This is a genomic window from Mucilaginibacter angelicae (assembly GCF_042434235.1).
GTDB classification, from domain to species: Bacteria; Bacteroidota; Bacteroidia; order Sphingobacteriales; family Sphingobacteriaceae; genus Mucilaginibacter; species Mucilaginibacter angelicae.
The window spans coordinates 20,421-35,962 of the sequence record NZ_JBHLTS010000001.1; the positions used below are offsets into that span (position 1 = coordinate 20,421).

Sequence of the window (15,542 nt, forward strand, 5' to 3'; positions counted from 1 at the left end):
TTTAAAACAAGAAGCCTCAAGTCAAACGATTTGAGGCTTCTTGTTTTGATATGTCTGGATAAAACTACCAGGGCTAAACTGTAAATTTTATTACTCCCGTTTCTGGGCAAAAAGCCAATCCCATAAGCCCGGTGTTTCAATAACTTTGTCCCAAATGTTGTGCGCGCGGTCGGCGTACTCTGTATACCGTGGGTGCCCGCCAGCTTTTTTTATGGCCGAAATCATATCCCGCGAGCCACTGACCGGCACGTTCCTGTCTTTTGCACCATGGAAGGCCCATATAGGCATATTCACAATTTTTGATGCCAATTCAGGGTCGCCGCCTCCACATATTGGTATGGCTGCGGCAAACAGATCAGGCCGCGTACAAATAAATTGCCAGGTTCCATATCCACCACGTGATACGCCAGTTACATAGCGTCTTTTTATATCTATTCCCGGCTCATTTAGTCCGCTAATGGCTTCATAAACTAATGATTCCAGTGAAGCGGTCCCGGAAATACCTCCCCAGCCCGCACCTTTCGGGCAATAGGGCACAAAAATAAATGCAGGGTGTGTGTTTCCGTCAATGCCGGCTAATGACTCGGCCGCCGAGGCTTCGTAACCACCATAAGGCAGGCATACAACTAATGGATACTTTTTTTGCCGATCGTAATTCTGCGGTTTTATTAAAATATAATGCAAACTGTCTCCGTCGCTATCAACAAAGGTTCGGTCCCCGCCCGCTAACTTAACCAGCACTTGCGCTTGTTCAGCATTATAATTTTGCCAATCTGGTTGCGAACCACCTTCATGCGCCAATGATGTTCCTATTGTTATCATCATTACAACAGCAACTACCGCAGACAGCCCCAATAAAGGTTCTAAATATTTCTTCCCGCGCACATTGGCATTTTCGTTTTTTAGTCTTGTGATCTCATCCAGGAAATTCATAATAAACATAGCATTAATCATGCACGAGGCTATCGACCCTCCACGGATGATTTTTTGTAACATGCCGATAATCCTCACATCTTTAGAATAAGCACTCCCAATAGATGCCAATGCTACAACCAGGGTAACGATCAACCCGCAAACTCCGGCAAGCCTTAACCAATACCTTTTTTGCAGGTTTGAAAATATAAGGCTTACGGTGTATACAATAATGGCACATAGATAAAAAGCCAGCGCGGGCATGTAATAACTTCTTAGCCCTCCTGAAATTAAGTTAATATAACAAACGGCAACATAGCCGGTGTTTGCTATAACTGCAATGACTCCTGTTAAAAAGACGGGCCGGTAGTTGTTATGGAGATAATACTTCAGCAGCAATATTGACCCTGCAATTGCGGTAATATTCCCCCATAAAAACCATGCTGTATAGGAGTTCAGTTTATAAATTTCGGCCCCTGTTTGATCCGTTAGTATGACGTTCCAGATACCGAAAGCAGTGGTTATGCCCAAAAAAACAATTAACAAAGTGTACAGGATTTTATTCATTGTTTCCTTTGTTTATTTATCTGCCAATTTCAACGGGGCATTGCCTGCAATATTGTCTATTCTTATTAAAGTTGATTTGTTGGATCTATATGTAATTTATAAAATTAAACGATTGAATAATAAGCTTATCAAATGCAGTGTAAATTAAAAGTTTGTATAACATAATAAATAATGGGCGCTGTGTAACCAGATGCATACTTTAGCATCTTAAACCATATCGACTATTTTTAGCTAAATGAAACTTAAAGCTTTTACATCACTTTTTCTTATTCAACTTGGCCTGATGGCTGCACCTGTTAAAGCACAGCAACTTTCCACTTCCGACAGCATAGATACTTTTTTGAAAAATAAAATGCGGCAGCGCCATATTCCGGCCATGCAGATTGCAGTTGTACGCGGTGGTAAAATTATCAAGGACACTACTTTTGGCGTTGCTAACCTGGAATACAATATTAAAGCATCTGGCGAAACCGTGTTTTCTGTCAATTCTATCACCAAAGCTTTTGTTGGCGTAGCCGTAATGCAACTGGCCGAAGAGCACAAGCTGAAAATCACCGACCATTTATCACAGTACCTGGATAGCCTGCCGGATACATGGAAAAATATCACCTTACAACAAGTACTGACCCATACCTCGGGGCTGCCTGATGTGATGGATGCCGAAGAGCAGGTAATAGGACATAACGATGAGCAGGAAGCTATGCGAAAGGTAAAGGCCCTGCCCATTGAATTTAAACCGGGAGAAAAATTCCGTTATAATCAAACCGGTTATGTGTTGCTGGGACAGATCATTACCAGGCTAAGCGGTATGCACTTTACCCGCTTTATTGAAGAGCGGCAGTTTAAAGTAGCGGAAATGAAATTAACCCGCTTTGGCGATTCATATGATGTGATCCCCAACTATGCAGGTGCTTATACCATGACGAGGCAGCAAGGCGACGGTTTTGTGCGAAACAGCACACCCGGCCAGGCTTACATGCAATTCCCGGTGTTTTTCAGAACTGCTGCCGGGATCCAATCCACAGCTACCGATATGGCTAACTGGATCATTGCCTTAAAAAGCGGAATGCTTTTAAAGCAGCCATCCAGCATAGATTTGCTATGGAGCCCGGCTATACTCAATAATGGCAATATTGGAGGCTTCAACCGGTTAACCAATGGTTATGCACTGGGCTGGCCAACCGTAACCCGTGAGGAACACCCTGCAGTTGGCCCTGTAGGCGGCGGAAGATCGGCCCTGTTTGTATACTTAAAGGATGATCTCTCCATCGTAGTGCTTACCAATTTATTGCAAGGCAACCCGGACCAGTTTATCGATGAAATTGCAGGTTACTACATCCCCGAAATGCATGAAGCCAATGGTTTTGGCTTACCAAAAAATCTGAAAACGTTAAGGGCCGCGCTGTTGAAGCAGGGTTTTGACAAAGCTATCCCCGTTACCGCACAACTGAAAAAGAAAGACCCGTCTTTCAGCCTAAGTGAAAATGAGCTTAATGGCTGGGGCTATCAGCTTTTGAGCCAAAAAAACGCACAGGCTGCGTTGTCAATCTTCAAGCTAAACGTGGTCCTGTATCCGCAAAGTGCAAACGCCTATGATAGCCTGGCCGAAACGCTTGAAGCAACGGATAACCGTGCGGAAGCGCTTGTTAACTATAAGAAGTCGCTGGCACTGGATCCGCAAAACAAACATGCGGCTAACAGGATCCAGGCACTTGCCGACAAATAGTTTGATTTGTAGTACATTTCAAAAACTGCAAATCGCGCATTATTGGTTCGGATTAGCCTTGTTGCACCTATTTGAAAAATGAAAGCCCCGAATTAAAAAAATTGAGGCTTTCATAAGTAGCTTGCAATTTGCGCATTCGCTCAAATTTGATATGTTTGAGGCTATGAACCAGCAACCTGCCGCCGGGAACCCGGTTAGCCGAATCCTTACTGCAAGCCTCATCGGTACTACCATCGAGTTTTTTGATTTTTACATATATGCCACCGCTGCGGTGCTGGTATTTCCTAAGTTATTTTTCCCATCTGCCGATCCCACTTCGGCTACCTTGGAATCACTGGCTACATTTGCACTGGCCTTTTTTGCCCGACCTTTGGGGGCTGCAATATTCGGGCATTTTGGCGACCGGAAGGGGCGCAAAGCCACGCTGGTTGCAGCATTATTAACCATGGGGCCATCAACCGTTGCTATCGGGCTTTTGCCTGGTTATGCTTCCATTGGTATAGCCGCACCTATATTGCTTGCCCTGTTCCGTTTCGGGCAAGGCCTTGGCCTCGGCGGCGAATGGGGTGGCGCAGTATTGCTGGCAACCGAAAATGCCCCGGCACATAAAAAAGCCTGGTATGGGATGTTTCCACAGTTAGGGGCGCCTATTGGTTTCCTGTTATCCAGTAGTACTTTCTTTATCTTAAGCAAAACCATGAGCGAAGATAATTTCATAAGCTATGGCTGGCGTGTACCTTTCATCGCAAGCGCACTGCTGGTTTGGGTTGGCCTTTATGTGCGGTTAAAAATATCCGAAACGCCTGAGTTTATGAAGATGGTCAATAACGAAGAACGATCAAAAGTGCCTTTTGCCGACGTTTTTGTAAAACATACCGCTGCCATTACCTTAGGTACACTGGTAACCATTACTACCTTCCTGCTGTTTTACTTAATGACGGTATTTACCCTAAGCTGGGGCACTACGGCGCTGCATTATCCTAAAAGCTCGTTCCTGATCATTCAAATGATATCGATGCTGGCTTTTGGTTTAGGGATCCCGCTATCAGCAGTACTGGCAGATAAATATGGGCGCAACCGCATGCTGATTGTGGCAACTTTGTGCATTATTGCCTTTGGACTTGTTTTTGCTCCTTTGTTTACTACAGGCAGTTTAACCATAACGGCTATATTTTTGTCGATAGGCATGTTCCTGATGGGGCTTACCTATGGGCCGATAGGCACCGCGCTTGCGGGTATTTTTCCGGCAGCGGTACGTTACACCGGTGCTTCGCTGGCCTTTACCCTGGCTGGTATTTTGGGCGCATCGCTTACTCCATATCTGGCAACCACATTGGCGCATAAATATGGGCTTGCTTATGTGGGTTATTACTTAACGGTAGCGGCAATAGTTACTTTGTTGGCTTTGCTGGGGGCTAAAAAACTGATGAAGGAGCAGGTGGAGTAAGCGGGGATATATGAACTGGTTACTTCAATAATACCGGGAGTTTAATGGCGTTGCTTAATTTTCCCCGAAGTTACTTCTGCTATTTCCAGCAAATTATTTTTTACAATATAATCATACTGTTGTTGGGTGAGGTAAATTACATCATCAAAATCAAGCTGATAAAATTTGCCGGGTAAATTATTTTCCATGCTCAGGCTTTTCAGCAATTTGGGAAATTTGGTATCAAGCCAACCATTCGCCATATTAAAGATATGTGAATGAACTTTTCCCCTATATGAGTATTTTAACTCTGTGTTACCTTTTACTTTTTTCTGGCTGATGTTAGTAGGGGTAAATACCCCATGCGTGATCCTGCCAAGGTGTTTTAACAAATTAGCATAAGGGTGGCGGGGATCCATCCACGCGGAGTCTGAACGATAAATTATCCCAGGAAAATTTGTCAGCAATCTGTTCATCGAAAACCAGTCGTCTGCAATAGCATTATCCGTAGCGGTATCAATTTGTGCTTTCGTAAGATGCGCGAACAGGCCGATTTTTTTCCAAGTTGCTATAGTGCTATCAATTTTTGCAGATGTTAGCGTGTTGTCGTAGTTCTCCATACCTACTATCATGTAAGAAAGAGTGGGGTCCGTCATAAATACTTCGGCTTGTTCCCCACGCAGTGCGATAGTGGTTGTATATTGGGAGTCGTTGTCTGCTACGTAGGGTCGGCTAAAAATGACACTGTTCAGTCGCAATGGTGATTGCTGATCAGCCAAGACCTTATTAAATATACGATGAAAAACTCCAAGTTCAATGTTTGAAAAATGGATTTTGCCCTCTCTGTTTTTGTAAAAGAGAGAAACAAATGTATGTTTATAGACTCGCCCGTTGCAGTTAAAACTGATCTTGAACCTTGTTGCTGGTATTTTTCCTATTGATAAAGAAGTGTCCGGGGTTTCGGTATAGCTAAAGTCTGTAAAATTCAGTCCCGGTAATATTGATGCAATGTCACGATGAATTTGTTCTAATAAAAGATGTAGGTCGTTGGGGTATTTATCAATATTGATTGTCTTGCTCAATTGCCAATATTCGCTCAACTGCGATATCGATTCGATTTTACGTTCCCGGATATCATTTTCCAATCGTAAAAACGATGAATCATTGACAATGCCATTTTTATGCAGTTGTTCTGCTATTGGCAATAATCTTTGGGGCGCCAGTAATTCCAAACGTGCGCTCATTTCAGCCAAAGCCCCAATTAGCTGTAGTTCAACCATAAACCGGCTGCTATCTATGCTTTCGCGCGTATAGTTATAAACCCTGTTAGTGAGCAAACCCGCTTTATTGATTTTTGTCAGCAATAAGTTAAGCGATCTGTTAGCACTATCCCGTTGCGTTTTTTTAGGGTAATTGCCACTGTAAGAAATCATGATACCGGTTTTGTGCGGATTTACATGAAATTTTTTTTGTAACATGATGCTTTCTAAACCGGCGAGGATTGCGACCTGATTAGAAAAATGCCCCCTATCTTTGAGCTCCCTTTCCAGTACAGGCCTCTCTTTGCTTGTTATAACCCCGTATTTGATAAGGCTGTCAATGGCACCAGAGGGAGATTGAGCATAACTGTTGTTTAACAGAATGATAAAGGAAATCAGGGTGATAAGGCAATATTTCATAACACAATGAAGATAGGTATTATGTCACGATTTATCAACGAAAGGAAAAGGTGCAGGGGTGAGCATCATAGAGAGCACTGGGCAACAGATAGGTATAGTGTTTCGCCTAAGCAGGAAATTTCTCCTGCCTGAGAGAATACATTATTTCCAGCTCATCTTTCCAAAACCCGTGTTCTGTTATTGCCTTGCTATCCACCGCATACATGTTATTTATAAGCCGCTCAATCTGTTCATCTGTGAAATTATAGCATTGGAAATTGTCATCCGGGTCTTTATCCTGCAATACTTCTGCTTCAAAATCGCGGTAGAGGATTAAAAAGTTGGCCAGGGCCGCTATCGAACTGTTAAAATACATGGAGCTGAATGAATCCTCATGGTCAAGCTCAACAATTTTGTCATTGTCGCCCGTATCTATGGCAATAACGTCGCCGTCACGGCAGGAGCCAATAACAATATATTTATCGAAGGCCGGTTGGTTGTCTTCGGGCTCATATTCTTCTGTCAGGTAATCATATAGATCCGTCAGCTTATGAATACTATAAAAAATGTCGTCTGTATCGTTTGCAAAAGACAGGTTGGGCTCGCAATAGGCTGGTAGTCCCGCTATGTGGAGAAAGTCAAAAGTGGCTTTTTGTAAATCAAATTTTTCAAGACGTGATTTGCTTAAAGGCGAAAGAGGTTCGCCTGTGTTTGTCCAGCTATTTTGAAATTCCTGAGGTGTCATTTTATGTTGATAGGTATGTCACAATTATAGGTAATTATTTTATTGATTCAAGAGAGGTAAAACCTGTTGATCCATTCAGGCTTAAATTAGTTCAATAAGCTGGGATAAAGACTATCGAAAATATATACCATATAACAACCAATCTTTTGTCAGTATATATCAATATATTAGATAGATAATAATTCTGTTGCTCATGATATTACTTATTTTTTCCAGGTACAGGATCTTTAAAATAAGTCAAAAATACATCGTGTGCTGTGGCCTCAAATGTATTGCTGTTATTATCCTTATCACTCATTCCTGTTTTGCGCAGGTTGGTGATTTAAAAATATCCGATGTTACTATCCATCAAAAAATTAGCAAAGTATACCTTCATTTCGACAGGGACAATTATGCACCGGGTGATACCGTTTGGTTCAAAGCTTACATAGTTGAAGGGGGGAATAGAAAAGCGGTATCTAAAAATTTTTATCTCGAAGTTTATACCGGGGATAGACGGATGCAACAACGGCTTACTGCCCCGATTTTTGAATCTACAGCTTCCGGTAGCATTATTTTACCCGCTAATAGTGACTTGAAAGATGTGTATTGCCGTGCTTATACTGCCGAACTTTTGAAGGAAACAGCTGGAAATGGATTTGTTAAAAGGATAGCCATAACTCATGATAGTCCTAAAAACACACAGGATTCCACTATTGCAAATCCGCATTTTTTGCCCGAAGGCGGTGACTGGATAAATGGGCTTCCTTCACTTGTAGCCTTTAGCTTCACTGATAATAACGATATGCCTGTAAATATTTCGGGTGTAGTAAAATGTGAAGATAAAGTGCTTGTTAACTTTGAAACGCATCATGACGGAATGGGAAGTATGACCATGATTCCGGAAGCGGGTAAAGATTACATTGCCGAATGGAAAACAGCTGATGGAGTACAACACAGTGCCATGCTTCCGCAGAGAAAAGAACAGGGCGTGGCAATACACGTTAATGATGTGAAGGACGGAAAAAAGTTTTTCGTATACCGGACAAAATCCGTTGAGGAGAATAATAAAGACCTCGCTATCATAGCAACGATTGAGGGAGAACCAGTTTACGAAGCAAAAATTAACCTCGCCCAAAATGAAGCCGCAAATGGTGTCATCCCGCTGAAAGGCCTGCCAACAGGCATTATGGAAATAAAATTGTTGAATGCAAACCGAATTCCAATAGCCGGGCGGCTAACTTTTGTAAATAATATGAACTATGCCTTTGAGGTAGATACACAATTTATAACGATAGATAAACGAAAGCGCGGGCTTAATAAGATCAGGTTATCCGTAAAAGATACGCTTAGGTCAAATATTTCGGTATCGGTATCAGATTACAATTGGTGCAATCATTCATCCTGGAGTGACAATATCATTTCAAGCCTGCTTTTAACCGGGGATCTGCGGGGTAAAATAATCAACCCTTACTATTATTTTTTGAGCAGCAGTGAAAAGGTATCTGGAGAGCTGGATCTGGTAATGCTGACGCATGGCTGGAGAAAGTATGACTGGGCAGACACAGTTCAAAAACAAAAGATCAGTTCACTTATTGATCACAATTATTTGACTATAAACGGAAAGGTAAGTACTGGTGCAAAATCACCCAACGGGTTTTCGGAGGTAAATATGAACGTCATTGTTCAGGCAGCCGATTCAAGTTCTGTTTTGGTACCGCTTAAAATGGATAGGTCGGGGGCTTTTTTTAAAGATGGCCTTATATTTTATGGAGATGCTAAATTATATTTCCGGCTGCCTGATAAATCCATACAAGCAGCACTGTATCAGGTGCCATTAAGTAACGGGCTGATAGATAGTGTTCAATATTTAAATTATGAGCCTCAAAATGAACAATCCCAACTGGCCGACAGTAATAGAAATTTATCAGCCATACCTGTTGAGTACCGCTCACATGGCAATGTTAAGGCATTGAAAGAAGTAAAAGTTACTGCTAAAGCCATAACTGAAAATCAAAAAGTTGATGAAACGTATACTTCTGGACTCTTCAGCGGTGGTATCTCCCGAAATTTTAACATCGGAAATGATAAAAGGGCTTTAATTTTTGTCTCCTTGTTTCAATACTTTTTAGGAAAGATACCCGGCCTGGAAATATCAAATGCAATTTCGCTTAATCCAACCGTACAATGGAGGAATATTCCTGTTACTTTCTTTCTTAATAATCAAAGAAGTTCCGCATACGATATCCGCAACATCAGCATGGCAGAGTTCGCCTATGTCAAGGTGTATGACCCGGCTATGGGTGGCATTTTTGGTGCGTATGGTGGAGTCATTGCTGTTTATACCAAAAAAGGGAAGGGGTACGATTTTAATAACCGGGATGATCAATATGTTACCCTTAGGGGATATACACCGGTCATGACATTCTATTCGCCCCAATATGCAACAGTAGTGAACCTTGAGGTACCGGATACTCGGAAAACTCTATATTGGAACCCTAATATCATTTTTGATGGTAAAACGAAAGAATATATCATCCAATTTTATAATAATGATCTGGCCAAAAAGTTTAAACTGGTGGTAGAAGGATTAAGTTCAAACGGTAAATTGACGCATATCGAAAAGGTTTTTTGACAGATGCAACATCATAGCTGTATGTTAAAACCCGACAAACTTTCAGTGTTACCCTAAATTCTCATTTCAACTACAAACTCCCTCAGTTAGGCTACAAACCGGGAATGGCATCTGCCGACCTTTGGTGTATTCAAAATATAAAATTATGGAACATCAAAATGATAGCTTAAAAGGCACAACTAACAAAGTATGGTTTATTACAGGCGCTTCCCGCGGTTTCGGACGGGTTTGGGCCGATGCTGCATTGAAACGGGGCGACAAGGTTGCCGCTACGGCACGCAAATTGGAAAGCATTGCCGACCTTAAAGAAAAGTATGGTGAAAACGTGCTGACTCTGGAACTCGATGTGACCAACCCCGACCAGGCAAAGAGGGCAGTGGAGCAGGCACACGCTCATTTCGGCAGGCTCGATATCGTGCTTAATAATGCAGGCTATTCATTGGTAGGCACTATTGAAGAAGCCAATGCCGATGAAGTGAGAGCGATGTATGAGACGAATATCTTCGGTACACTTGCGGTTATCCAGACGGCTTTGCCCTTGCTACGGGCGCAGGGTGGAGGCCATATCCTGGGCACATCAAGCGGGCTTGGGCATGTGACATTGCCGGTGATCGGTTATTACTGTTCGTCAAAATGGGCCTTCGAGGCAATTCACGAAAGCCTGGCTGCAGAGGTAGCGCTATTTGGTATTAAAGTGACCATCATAGAGCCCGGCGCTTATGCTACCGAGTTTGGAAGCCAGGAATCATTGAAGTTTGCAGCCGGTATGGACATCTATACGGATTTTAAAGCACAGTTTGTTGAGCGGTTAAAAACCTCGGAAAGGGGTGATCCGGAGGCAACGCCGGAAGCCATCTTCAAAATTGTGGATGCGGAAAATCCACCGCTGCGGTTCTTTCTCGGCAGTAATAATTTGCCATGGGTACGTGCCGCCTATGCCGAACGATTGGCGATGTGGGAAGAGTGGGAAGCTGTTTCAAATGCCGCTCAGGGGAAATCAAAGTAAGCTCGCCAAGCAAGGGAAATCTTGGTAATTGACCAATGATAACCGATATTTAAACATATTATCGGTTATCATTGCATTAAGTTTTCAAAATGAAAAGAGAAGAAAACAGTCCTCATAAATTTGAGTCGCTATCGGATGCGCATCGTGCGTTAGGCTTGCCCAAGCCCTTGCACCCTTTGATCAGTTTGATAAATAGTGCGGATAACCAAAATGTAACAAGCAGGCCTCCCGGCTCGCATGTGCTTAGTTTTTATAAAATTTCATACCGGCCCAAATTTAGTCCGAAAATAAAATACGGGCAGGATTATTATGACTTTGACGAAGGCGGTCTTTTGTTTGCTTCTCCCAACCAGGTTATTGGCGGCAATAACGATAGTAATGAACGCGAATGCTCCCTGTATACTTTGCTCATCCACCCGGATTTTTTGTGGAATTATCCCTTAGCAAAAAAGATCAAACAATATGGCTTTTTTTCCTATTCGGCCAATGAGGCATTGCACCTGTCTGATAAAGAAAGAACAACCATTATTTCCATCTTTAAGATCATTGAAGAGGAGCTCAACAGCAGGATAGATGATTTTAGCCAGGATGTTATTATTTCGCAAATTGAGTTGTTGCTTAATTATGCCAATCGCTTTTACAAACGCCAGTTTATTACCCGCAAAGCTGCAAGCAATCACTTGCTTCAAAAGCTGGAAGAAATTTTAGACGAATATTTTACAGGTGAAAGATCCTTAAGCCAGGGAATCCCCACCGTTCAATATCTTTCCGAAAAGCTGAATATTTCAGCAAGTTATTTAAGTGATATGCTGCGTTCGCTTACAGGGCAAAATGCCCAGCAGCACATTCACAATAAACTCATTGAAAAAGCGAAAGAAAAGCTATCTACCACCAGCTTATCTGTAAGTGAAGTTGCCTATGAGCTGGGCTTTGAACACCCGCAATCGTTCAGCAAATTATTCAAAACAAAAACCAATCTTTCCCCGCTCCAATTCAGGCGGTCTTTTAATTAACGGACATCAATCTGTTTTCGCTCTTTATTTTTTATATGCATCTTTAGCTGCTATTTTGCTTTCGCTTTGTAGGTTTCGTTGCAAAACAAAATCAGTTGTAACAACGTAAAGAGGGGCATCTAAAAGGATAGCAGAGCGAAGAAAAAATAAATGAAACGCACCGATCGTATAAAATTAAACTTCACACGCAGCTGGCGGTTTCCAGGCAAGGAGCGTTTATCAAGCATTTTTAAACCGTCTGATCAGCTGAAAGCCTCGTTAACAAAAGGCATAACCTGGTTAACAGACGAAGATATAGCTATATATACCTCGGCCGATAATTTCATTGAGCTCACCATCCTCGGAACGGGAACCTACGAGGAGGAGATCAATAAACTAATGCGAATCTCCTTAAAAAACGGCGGTAACGCGCTGGATATCGGTGCCAATTTTGGCCTGCAAAGTATCCGCATGTCTCAGTGCGCCGGGAACACGGGCAAGGTGCTGGCCTTTGAACCGCTTGCTCATCTGCAGGAAAAGTTCAGGAAAAACATGCAGCTTAACCGGGTTGACAATGTTGTTTTAATCCCTTATGCCTTATCGAACGAAGAGTCGGAAACCGAGTTTGCCATAAATAAAACCGCCTGGAACCAGGGCACTTTTAGCCTCGGGAATAAAAGTGATGGCAATGAAAAGCAGCTGGTGACTATAAAGATAGGCGATAATCTACCGGAGGTGCAGCAACTGGAATCATTACAGCTGATTAAAATTGATGTGGAAGGATTTGAATATCCCGCGCTACAGGGCTTGCGGCAAACCATTCAAAAGCACAAGCCCCGCATCATTTTTGAATACGATGCTCCCGGTTGGCAACACGCAGGCCATGAAGTTAGCGCATGTTATCAATTTTTACAGGCTATGGATTATACCTTGTACCAGATAAGCTATGTAGGCTGTGAGCTATTGGAAGATGCCGGCAAAATACAAAGCGGATATATTTTTTGTATCCCTAACGCCTAACCCGATAGGCTTATAATTAAACGGGGAAAGAATTTAGTGAATTCTTTCCCCGTGCTTTGAGCAATGCTCAACAAAAAGTTTAGTAACTAATTTCCCGTACTTTTCAGATTACCCTGGTGCCAATAGATCATGTACCGGGCATCATGTAATTTGTAAAAAGGGATTAGTTCCAGACCCTTGAAGTTTGCCGGACTGATCAGCTCAGGTGCCATAAAGGTTTGAGGCTTCCCGGCCACAGGTTTCAGGTAGCTTTCGAGATTAGCCTGGTTGCTTGCCAGTACCGGTGCCGACTCTAAAGGATACAATTTCCCCCTGGCGCGGTAGCCGCCAAACTGATCGCCATCGGCAATTAAATTATCAAGATCGGTAGTATCCGTTTTTGCTGCCAACACAATAGGCCCATGTAAAAATGCTACATAGTGTGAGCTGTCTGGCAGTGCTTCCGTGCTCAACTCCATTGGTAAACGGACTTCAATTTCATCGCCTTTTTTCCATAACCGGTTAAGCTTTACATATGAGCCTGGCTGGGCTTCAACAGGTATTTTGCTGCCGTTGATTTTTATTTGAAGCTTACCGGCCTTTACCCAATGAGGGTAGCGGATATTGATATCGAACTTACCGGGCTTCACCGCCTCAACTAAAAGTTTTGTAGTTTCCTCGTCCGGAAATTTGGTTTTTTGAGAAAGCACCAGCCCTTGTGCAACCCAGTTTAACCGGGATGCAATAAACAGGTTTACATAAAGGTTTTTTTGCTGATAGCTGTAAATGAGTTCGCCATACTTACCATGGTTTTCCATTCCGGAGCCAACGCAGCACCACATATCTAACTGGGGCTGCGAGTAAACCCGGTAATGCCGTGGGCGCATTGAAGTGTAATAAACAAAACCGCCGTGTACCGGGTGCTGGCTCGAAAGGATATGGTTATACAGCGTCCGCTCGTAAAAATCCATATACTTAACATCTGCGGCCTTTTCAAAAAGATGGCGGGTTAGTTTAAGCATATTGTAGGAGTTGCAGGTTTCGGGCCCGGCAATATCTGTGATCATTTTTGTGAAGTTGCCCTTTGGGTTAAAATGCTCATTTACACTGTTGCCTCCTATTACAACCGAACGGTTATTTACCACAGTTTCCCAAAAAAACTGTGCAGCCTTGCTATAATCGGCATCGCCACCCACTTCCGAGATCCGCTGAAAGCCTACAGCTTTGGGAATCTGCATATTGGCATGCAAGCCATTAAGCTGGTCATTGCCCTGGATCAATGGGTTTAAGATTGCTTTATGCGAGAACCTCCGGGCCAGGCTTAGGTATTTGTCCTGCCCGGTTATAACCGATACATCGGCAAAAACTTCGTTTAGGCCACCCTGTTCTGAAATCAGCATGGTTTGGATTTGCTCGTCACTCAATTTGAGCGAAACGCTGTAGATATAGTCTGTTAACCGTATCAGTATTTCTTTTGCTTCACTTTTACCGGCAATCAGGTAGGCATCCCGCAGGCCGGCAAAAAGCTTGTGGATATTATAAAGGGGCACCCATTTTTTATTAAGCGAAAAGGTATCGGCTTCAATTTTACCTGCGGCAATATCCTTCCACATTGCTGTTCCGCCCGGCGTGCCGCCAAGGTAGCCGCTCCCTGTTTTATCCTGGCAACGTTTTAGCTGGGCCAGCATATAATCCAACCGCCTGTTTAATTCCGGATCGTGGGTGGATGCATACATAAATGACAGGGCCGACAAGTAATGCCCGCCAATGTGGCCGTCCAACCCTGTGTTTTCCCAGTTTTCATAGCTTTTCTTTTTGGGCTTAAGGCCGGCTTCGGTAAAATATGGGGCCAGCAGCCGGTCTGGATCCAAAGCCAGCATGTAGGTCTTATCTGTTAACTGGGCATCTTTAAATACACCGGGTAATAACGTAACCTGCTGAAGCGGAAATGAATGTAGAGGGGTTTGGGCCTGCGTTTGAAAGGGCACAGAAAAGCAAACTAATATTGAAATCAGCGTTAAAAAACGGTGAGTTATCTTCCTGGTTATCATGGTTGGGTATTATAATCGGGTTAGCCGTACTAAATTAAGCAATGTTTTTAATAATTGTTATTTTAACACACATTTGATTTTTTTGATGAAGCAATTGAAATAATAGTATCAGACCTCTACCATCTTTTTTACATTTTGATTACTATCCGTGGAATTTTTTACCTATCATTACAACATGCATTTTGTAGTTGGTTCCAAACTCCTCCTTGTAGCTTGTCTATCACTTATGAAGCCGGTAAAACCTGCCGTACTTCACGCAGCAAAAAAACATAAAGCAAATAAAACGGTAAAGTTGCATAGCCATTCGCGGCTGAGGCAGCATTATGCCGAAATCGAGGCCAATTACGAAACAGGCGATGTTACACCTGCCGAACTGGTTGAGTTTGCCCAAACCCTTAAAGGCATCAGGTACAGGTACGGATCAACCAATCCCGAAAAGGGGTTTGATTGCTCCGGCTTTGTTAACTATGTTTTCACGCATTTCGGTATTTCCATCCCCCGCAGCTCTTCGGATTTTGCACCGGTTAAGGGTATTGATATTAAAGATGCCAAATTTGGCGATCTGATATTGTTTACCGGAACCAAAAGCCATAATTACCGCAGCGCAGGCCATATCGGTATAGTGATATCACAGCCTGGCGAACCTTTGGTATTTATCCATTCTACATCGGGCGATGAAAATGGCGTTACAGAAACGGCCATGAATGATCGTTACCAGCGCAGGTATATTAAAACCATTCGCGTGTTTAAGGAAGAGCCTCAAAATATAGAGGAAGAAGATGCAGCTCCTGATGCAATAGAAGAAGCCCGTTAATATTTCTATGTAGAGACGCATAATTGCATCTC

At 42.8% G+C, this 15,542-nt stretch carries 11 protein-coding genes; 7 read left to right on the plus strand and 4 right to left on the minus strand.

Going from position 1 to position 15,542, the window contains the following annotated elements; all coding sequences use genetic code 11:
- Window positions 1-90 precede the first annotated feature (90 nt).
- The gene (locus ACFFGT_RS00065) at window positions 91-1,479 is read right to left on the minus strand and encodes a carboxylesterase family protein (RefSeq protein WP_377020443.1); all 1,389 of its coding nucleotides are present in this window, start codon (window positions 1,477-1,479) and stop codon (window positions 91-93) included.
- A gap of 235 nt (window positions 1,480-1,714) precedes the next feature.
- On the opposite strand from ACFFGT_RS00065, the gene ACFFGT_RS00070 reads away from it, so the two are divergent.
- Both ACFFGT_RS00070 and ACFFGT_RS00075 read left to right on the plus strand, forming a co-directional pair.
- On the plus strand, window positions 1,715-3,205 hold the full coding sequence (locus ACFFGT_RS00070) for a serine hydrolase (protein WP_377020444.1): 1,491 nt from the start codon (window positions 1,715-1,717) through the stop codon (window positions 3,203-3,205).
- Window positions 3,206-3,368: 163 nt separating this feature from the next.
- On the plus strand, window positions 3,369-4,652 hold the full coding sequence (locus tag ACFFGT_RS00075; RefSeq protein ID WP_377020445.1) for an MFS transporter: 1,284 nt from the start codon (window positions 3,369-3,371) through the stop codon (window positions 4,650-4,652).
- Between the two features lie 41 nt (window positions 4,653-4,693).
- Here the strand turns inward: ACFFGT_RS00075 and ACFFGT_RS00080 are convergent, their stop codons facing one another.
- Together ACFFGT_RS00080 and ACFFGT_RS00085 are read right to left on the minus strand one after the other, a co-directional pair.
- Entirely contained in the window at window positions 4,694-6,310 is a 1,617-nt protein-coding gene (locus tag ACFFGT_RS00080; protein ID WP_377020446.1) for a hypothetical protein, read from the minus strand.
- A gap of 106 nt (window positions 6,311-6,416) precedes the next feature.
- The gene (locus ACFFGT_RS00085) at window positions 6,417-7,034 is read right to left on the minus strand and encodes an SUKH-4 family immunity protein (protein WP_377020447.1); all 618 of its coding nucleotides are present in this window, start codon (window positions 7,032-7,034) and stop codon (window positions 6,417-6,419) included.
- A 193-nt stretch (window positions 7,035-7,227) separates the two neighbouring features.
- Between ACFFGT_RS00085 and ACFFGT_RS00090 the strand changes: the two genes are divergently transcribed.
- The 4 genes from ACFFGT_RS00090 to ACFFGT_RS00105 all read left to right on the plus strand — a co-directional run bounded on the left by ACFFGT_RS00090 (window position 7,228) and on the right by ACFFGT_RS00105 (window position 12,666).
- On the plus strand, window positions 7,228-9,648 hold the full coding sequence (locus ACFFGT_RS00090; RefSeq protein WP_377020448.1) for a hypothetical protein: 2,421 nt from the start codon (window positions 7,228-7,230) through the stop codon (window positions 9,646-9,648).
- Window positions 9,649-9,793: 145 nt separating this feature from the next.
- The gene (locus tag ACFFGT_RS00095) at window positions 9,794-10,654 is read left to right on the plus strand and encodes an SDR family NAD(P)-dependent oxidoreductase (protein WP_377020449.1); all 861 of its coding nucleotides are present in this window, start codon (window positions 9,794-9,796) and stop codon (window positions 10,652-10,654) included.
- Window positions 10,655-10,743: 89 nt separating this feature from the next.
- Window positions 10,744-11,667 (plus strand): helix-turn-helix domain-containing protein, encoded by a 924-nt coding sequence (locus ACFFGT_RS00100; RefSeq protein WP_377020450.1) that lies wholly within the window; start codon window positions 10,744-10,746, stop codon window positions 11,665-11,667.
- Window positions 11,668-11,817: 150 nt separating this feature from the next.
- Window positions 11,818-12,666, plus strand: coding sequence for an FkbM family methyltransferase (locus ACFFGT_RS00105; protein ID WP_377020451.1), 849 nt, complete (start codon window positions 11,818-11,820; stop codon window positions 12,664-12,666).
- Window positions 12,667-12,752: 86 nt separating this feature from the next.
- Here the strand turns inward: ACFFGT_RS00105 and ACFFGT_RS00110 are convergent, their stop codons facing one another.
- Window positions 12,753-14,696 carry a glycoside hydrolase family 127 protein gene (locus ACFFGT_RS00110; protein WP_377020452.1) on the minus strand — a complete coding sequence of 648 codons (1,944 nt, stop codon included), beginning with the start codon at window positions 14,694-14,696 and terminating at the stop codon, window positions 12,753-12,755.
- A gap of 226 nt (window positions 14,697-14,922) precedes the next feature.
- Here ACFFGT_RS00110 and ACFFGT_RS00115 point away from each other — a divergent pair, with 226 nt between their 5' ends.
- Window positions 14,923-15,510 (plus strand): C40 family peptidase, encoded by a 588-nt coding sequence (locus tag ACFFGT_RS00115; protein ID WP_377020453.1) that lies wholly within the window; start codon window positions 14,923-14,925, stop codon window positions 15,508-15,510.
- The last annotated feature ends 32 nt before the right edge of the window (window positions 15,511-15,542 follow it).

What these genes read in the sequence shown, in the direction of transcription:
- ACFFGT_RS00065 (WP_377020443.1), bottom strand. Translation starts at nt 1,479, where the DNA reads ATGAATAAAATCCTGTACACTTTGTTAATTGTTTTTTTGGGCATAACC.
- ACFFGT_RS00070 (WP_377020444.1), top strand. Translation starts at nt 1,715, where the DNA reads ATGAAACTTAAAGCTTTTACATCACTTTTTCTTATTCAACTTGGCCTG.
- ACFFGT_RS00075 (WP_377020445.1), top strand. Translation starts at nt 3,369, where the DNA reads ATGAACCAGCAACCTGCCGCCGGGAACCCGGTTAGCCGAATCCTTACT.
- ACFFGT_RS00080 (WP_377020446.1), bottom strand. Translation starts at nt 6,310, where the DNA reads ATGAAATATTGCCTTATCACCCTGATTTCCTTTATCATTCTGTTAAAC.
- ACFFGT_RS00085 (WP_377020447.1), bottom strand. Translation starts at nt 7,034, where the DNA reads ATGACACCTCAGGAATTTCAAAATAGCTGGACAAACACAGGCGAACCT.
- ACFFGT_RS00090 (WP_377020448.1), top strand. Translation starts at nt 7,228, where the DNA reads ATGATATTACTTATTTTTTCCAGGTACAGGATCTTTAAAATAAGTCAA.
- ACFFGT_RS00095 (WP_377020449.1), top strand. Translation starts at nt 9,794, where the DNA reads ATGGAACATCAAAATGATAGCTTAAAAGGCACAACTAACAAAGTATGG.
- ACFFGT_RS00100 (WP_377020450.1), top strand. Translation starts at nt 10,744, where the DNA reads ATGAAAAGAGAAGAAAACAGTCCTCATAAATTTGAGTCGCTATCGGAT.
- ACFFGT_RS00105 (WP_377020451.1), top strand. Translation starts at nt 11,818, where the DNA reads ATGAAACGCACCGATCGTATAAAATTAAACTTCACACGCAGCTGGCGG.
- ACFFGT_RS00110 (WP_377020452.1), bottom strand. Translation starts at nt 14,696, where the DNA reads ATGATAACCAGGAAGATAACTCACCGTTTTTTAACGCTGATTTCAATA.
- ACFFGT_RS00115 (WP_377020453.1), top strand. Translation starts at nt 14,923, where the DNA reads ATGAAGCCGGTAAAACCTGCCGTACTTCACGCAGCAAAAAAACATAAA.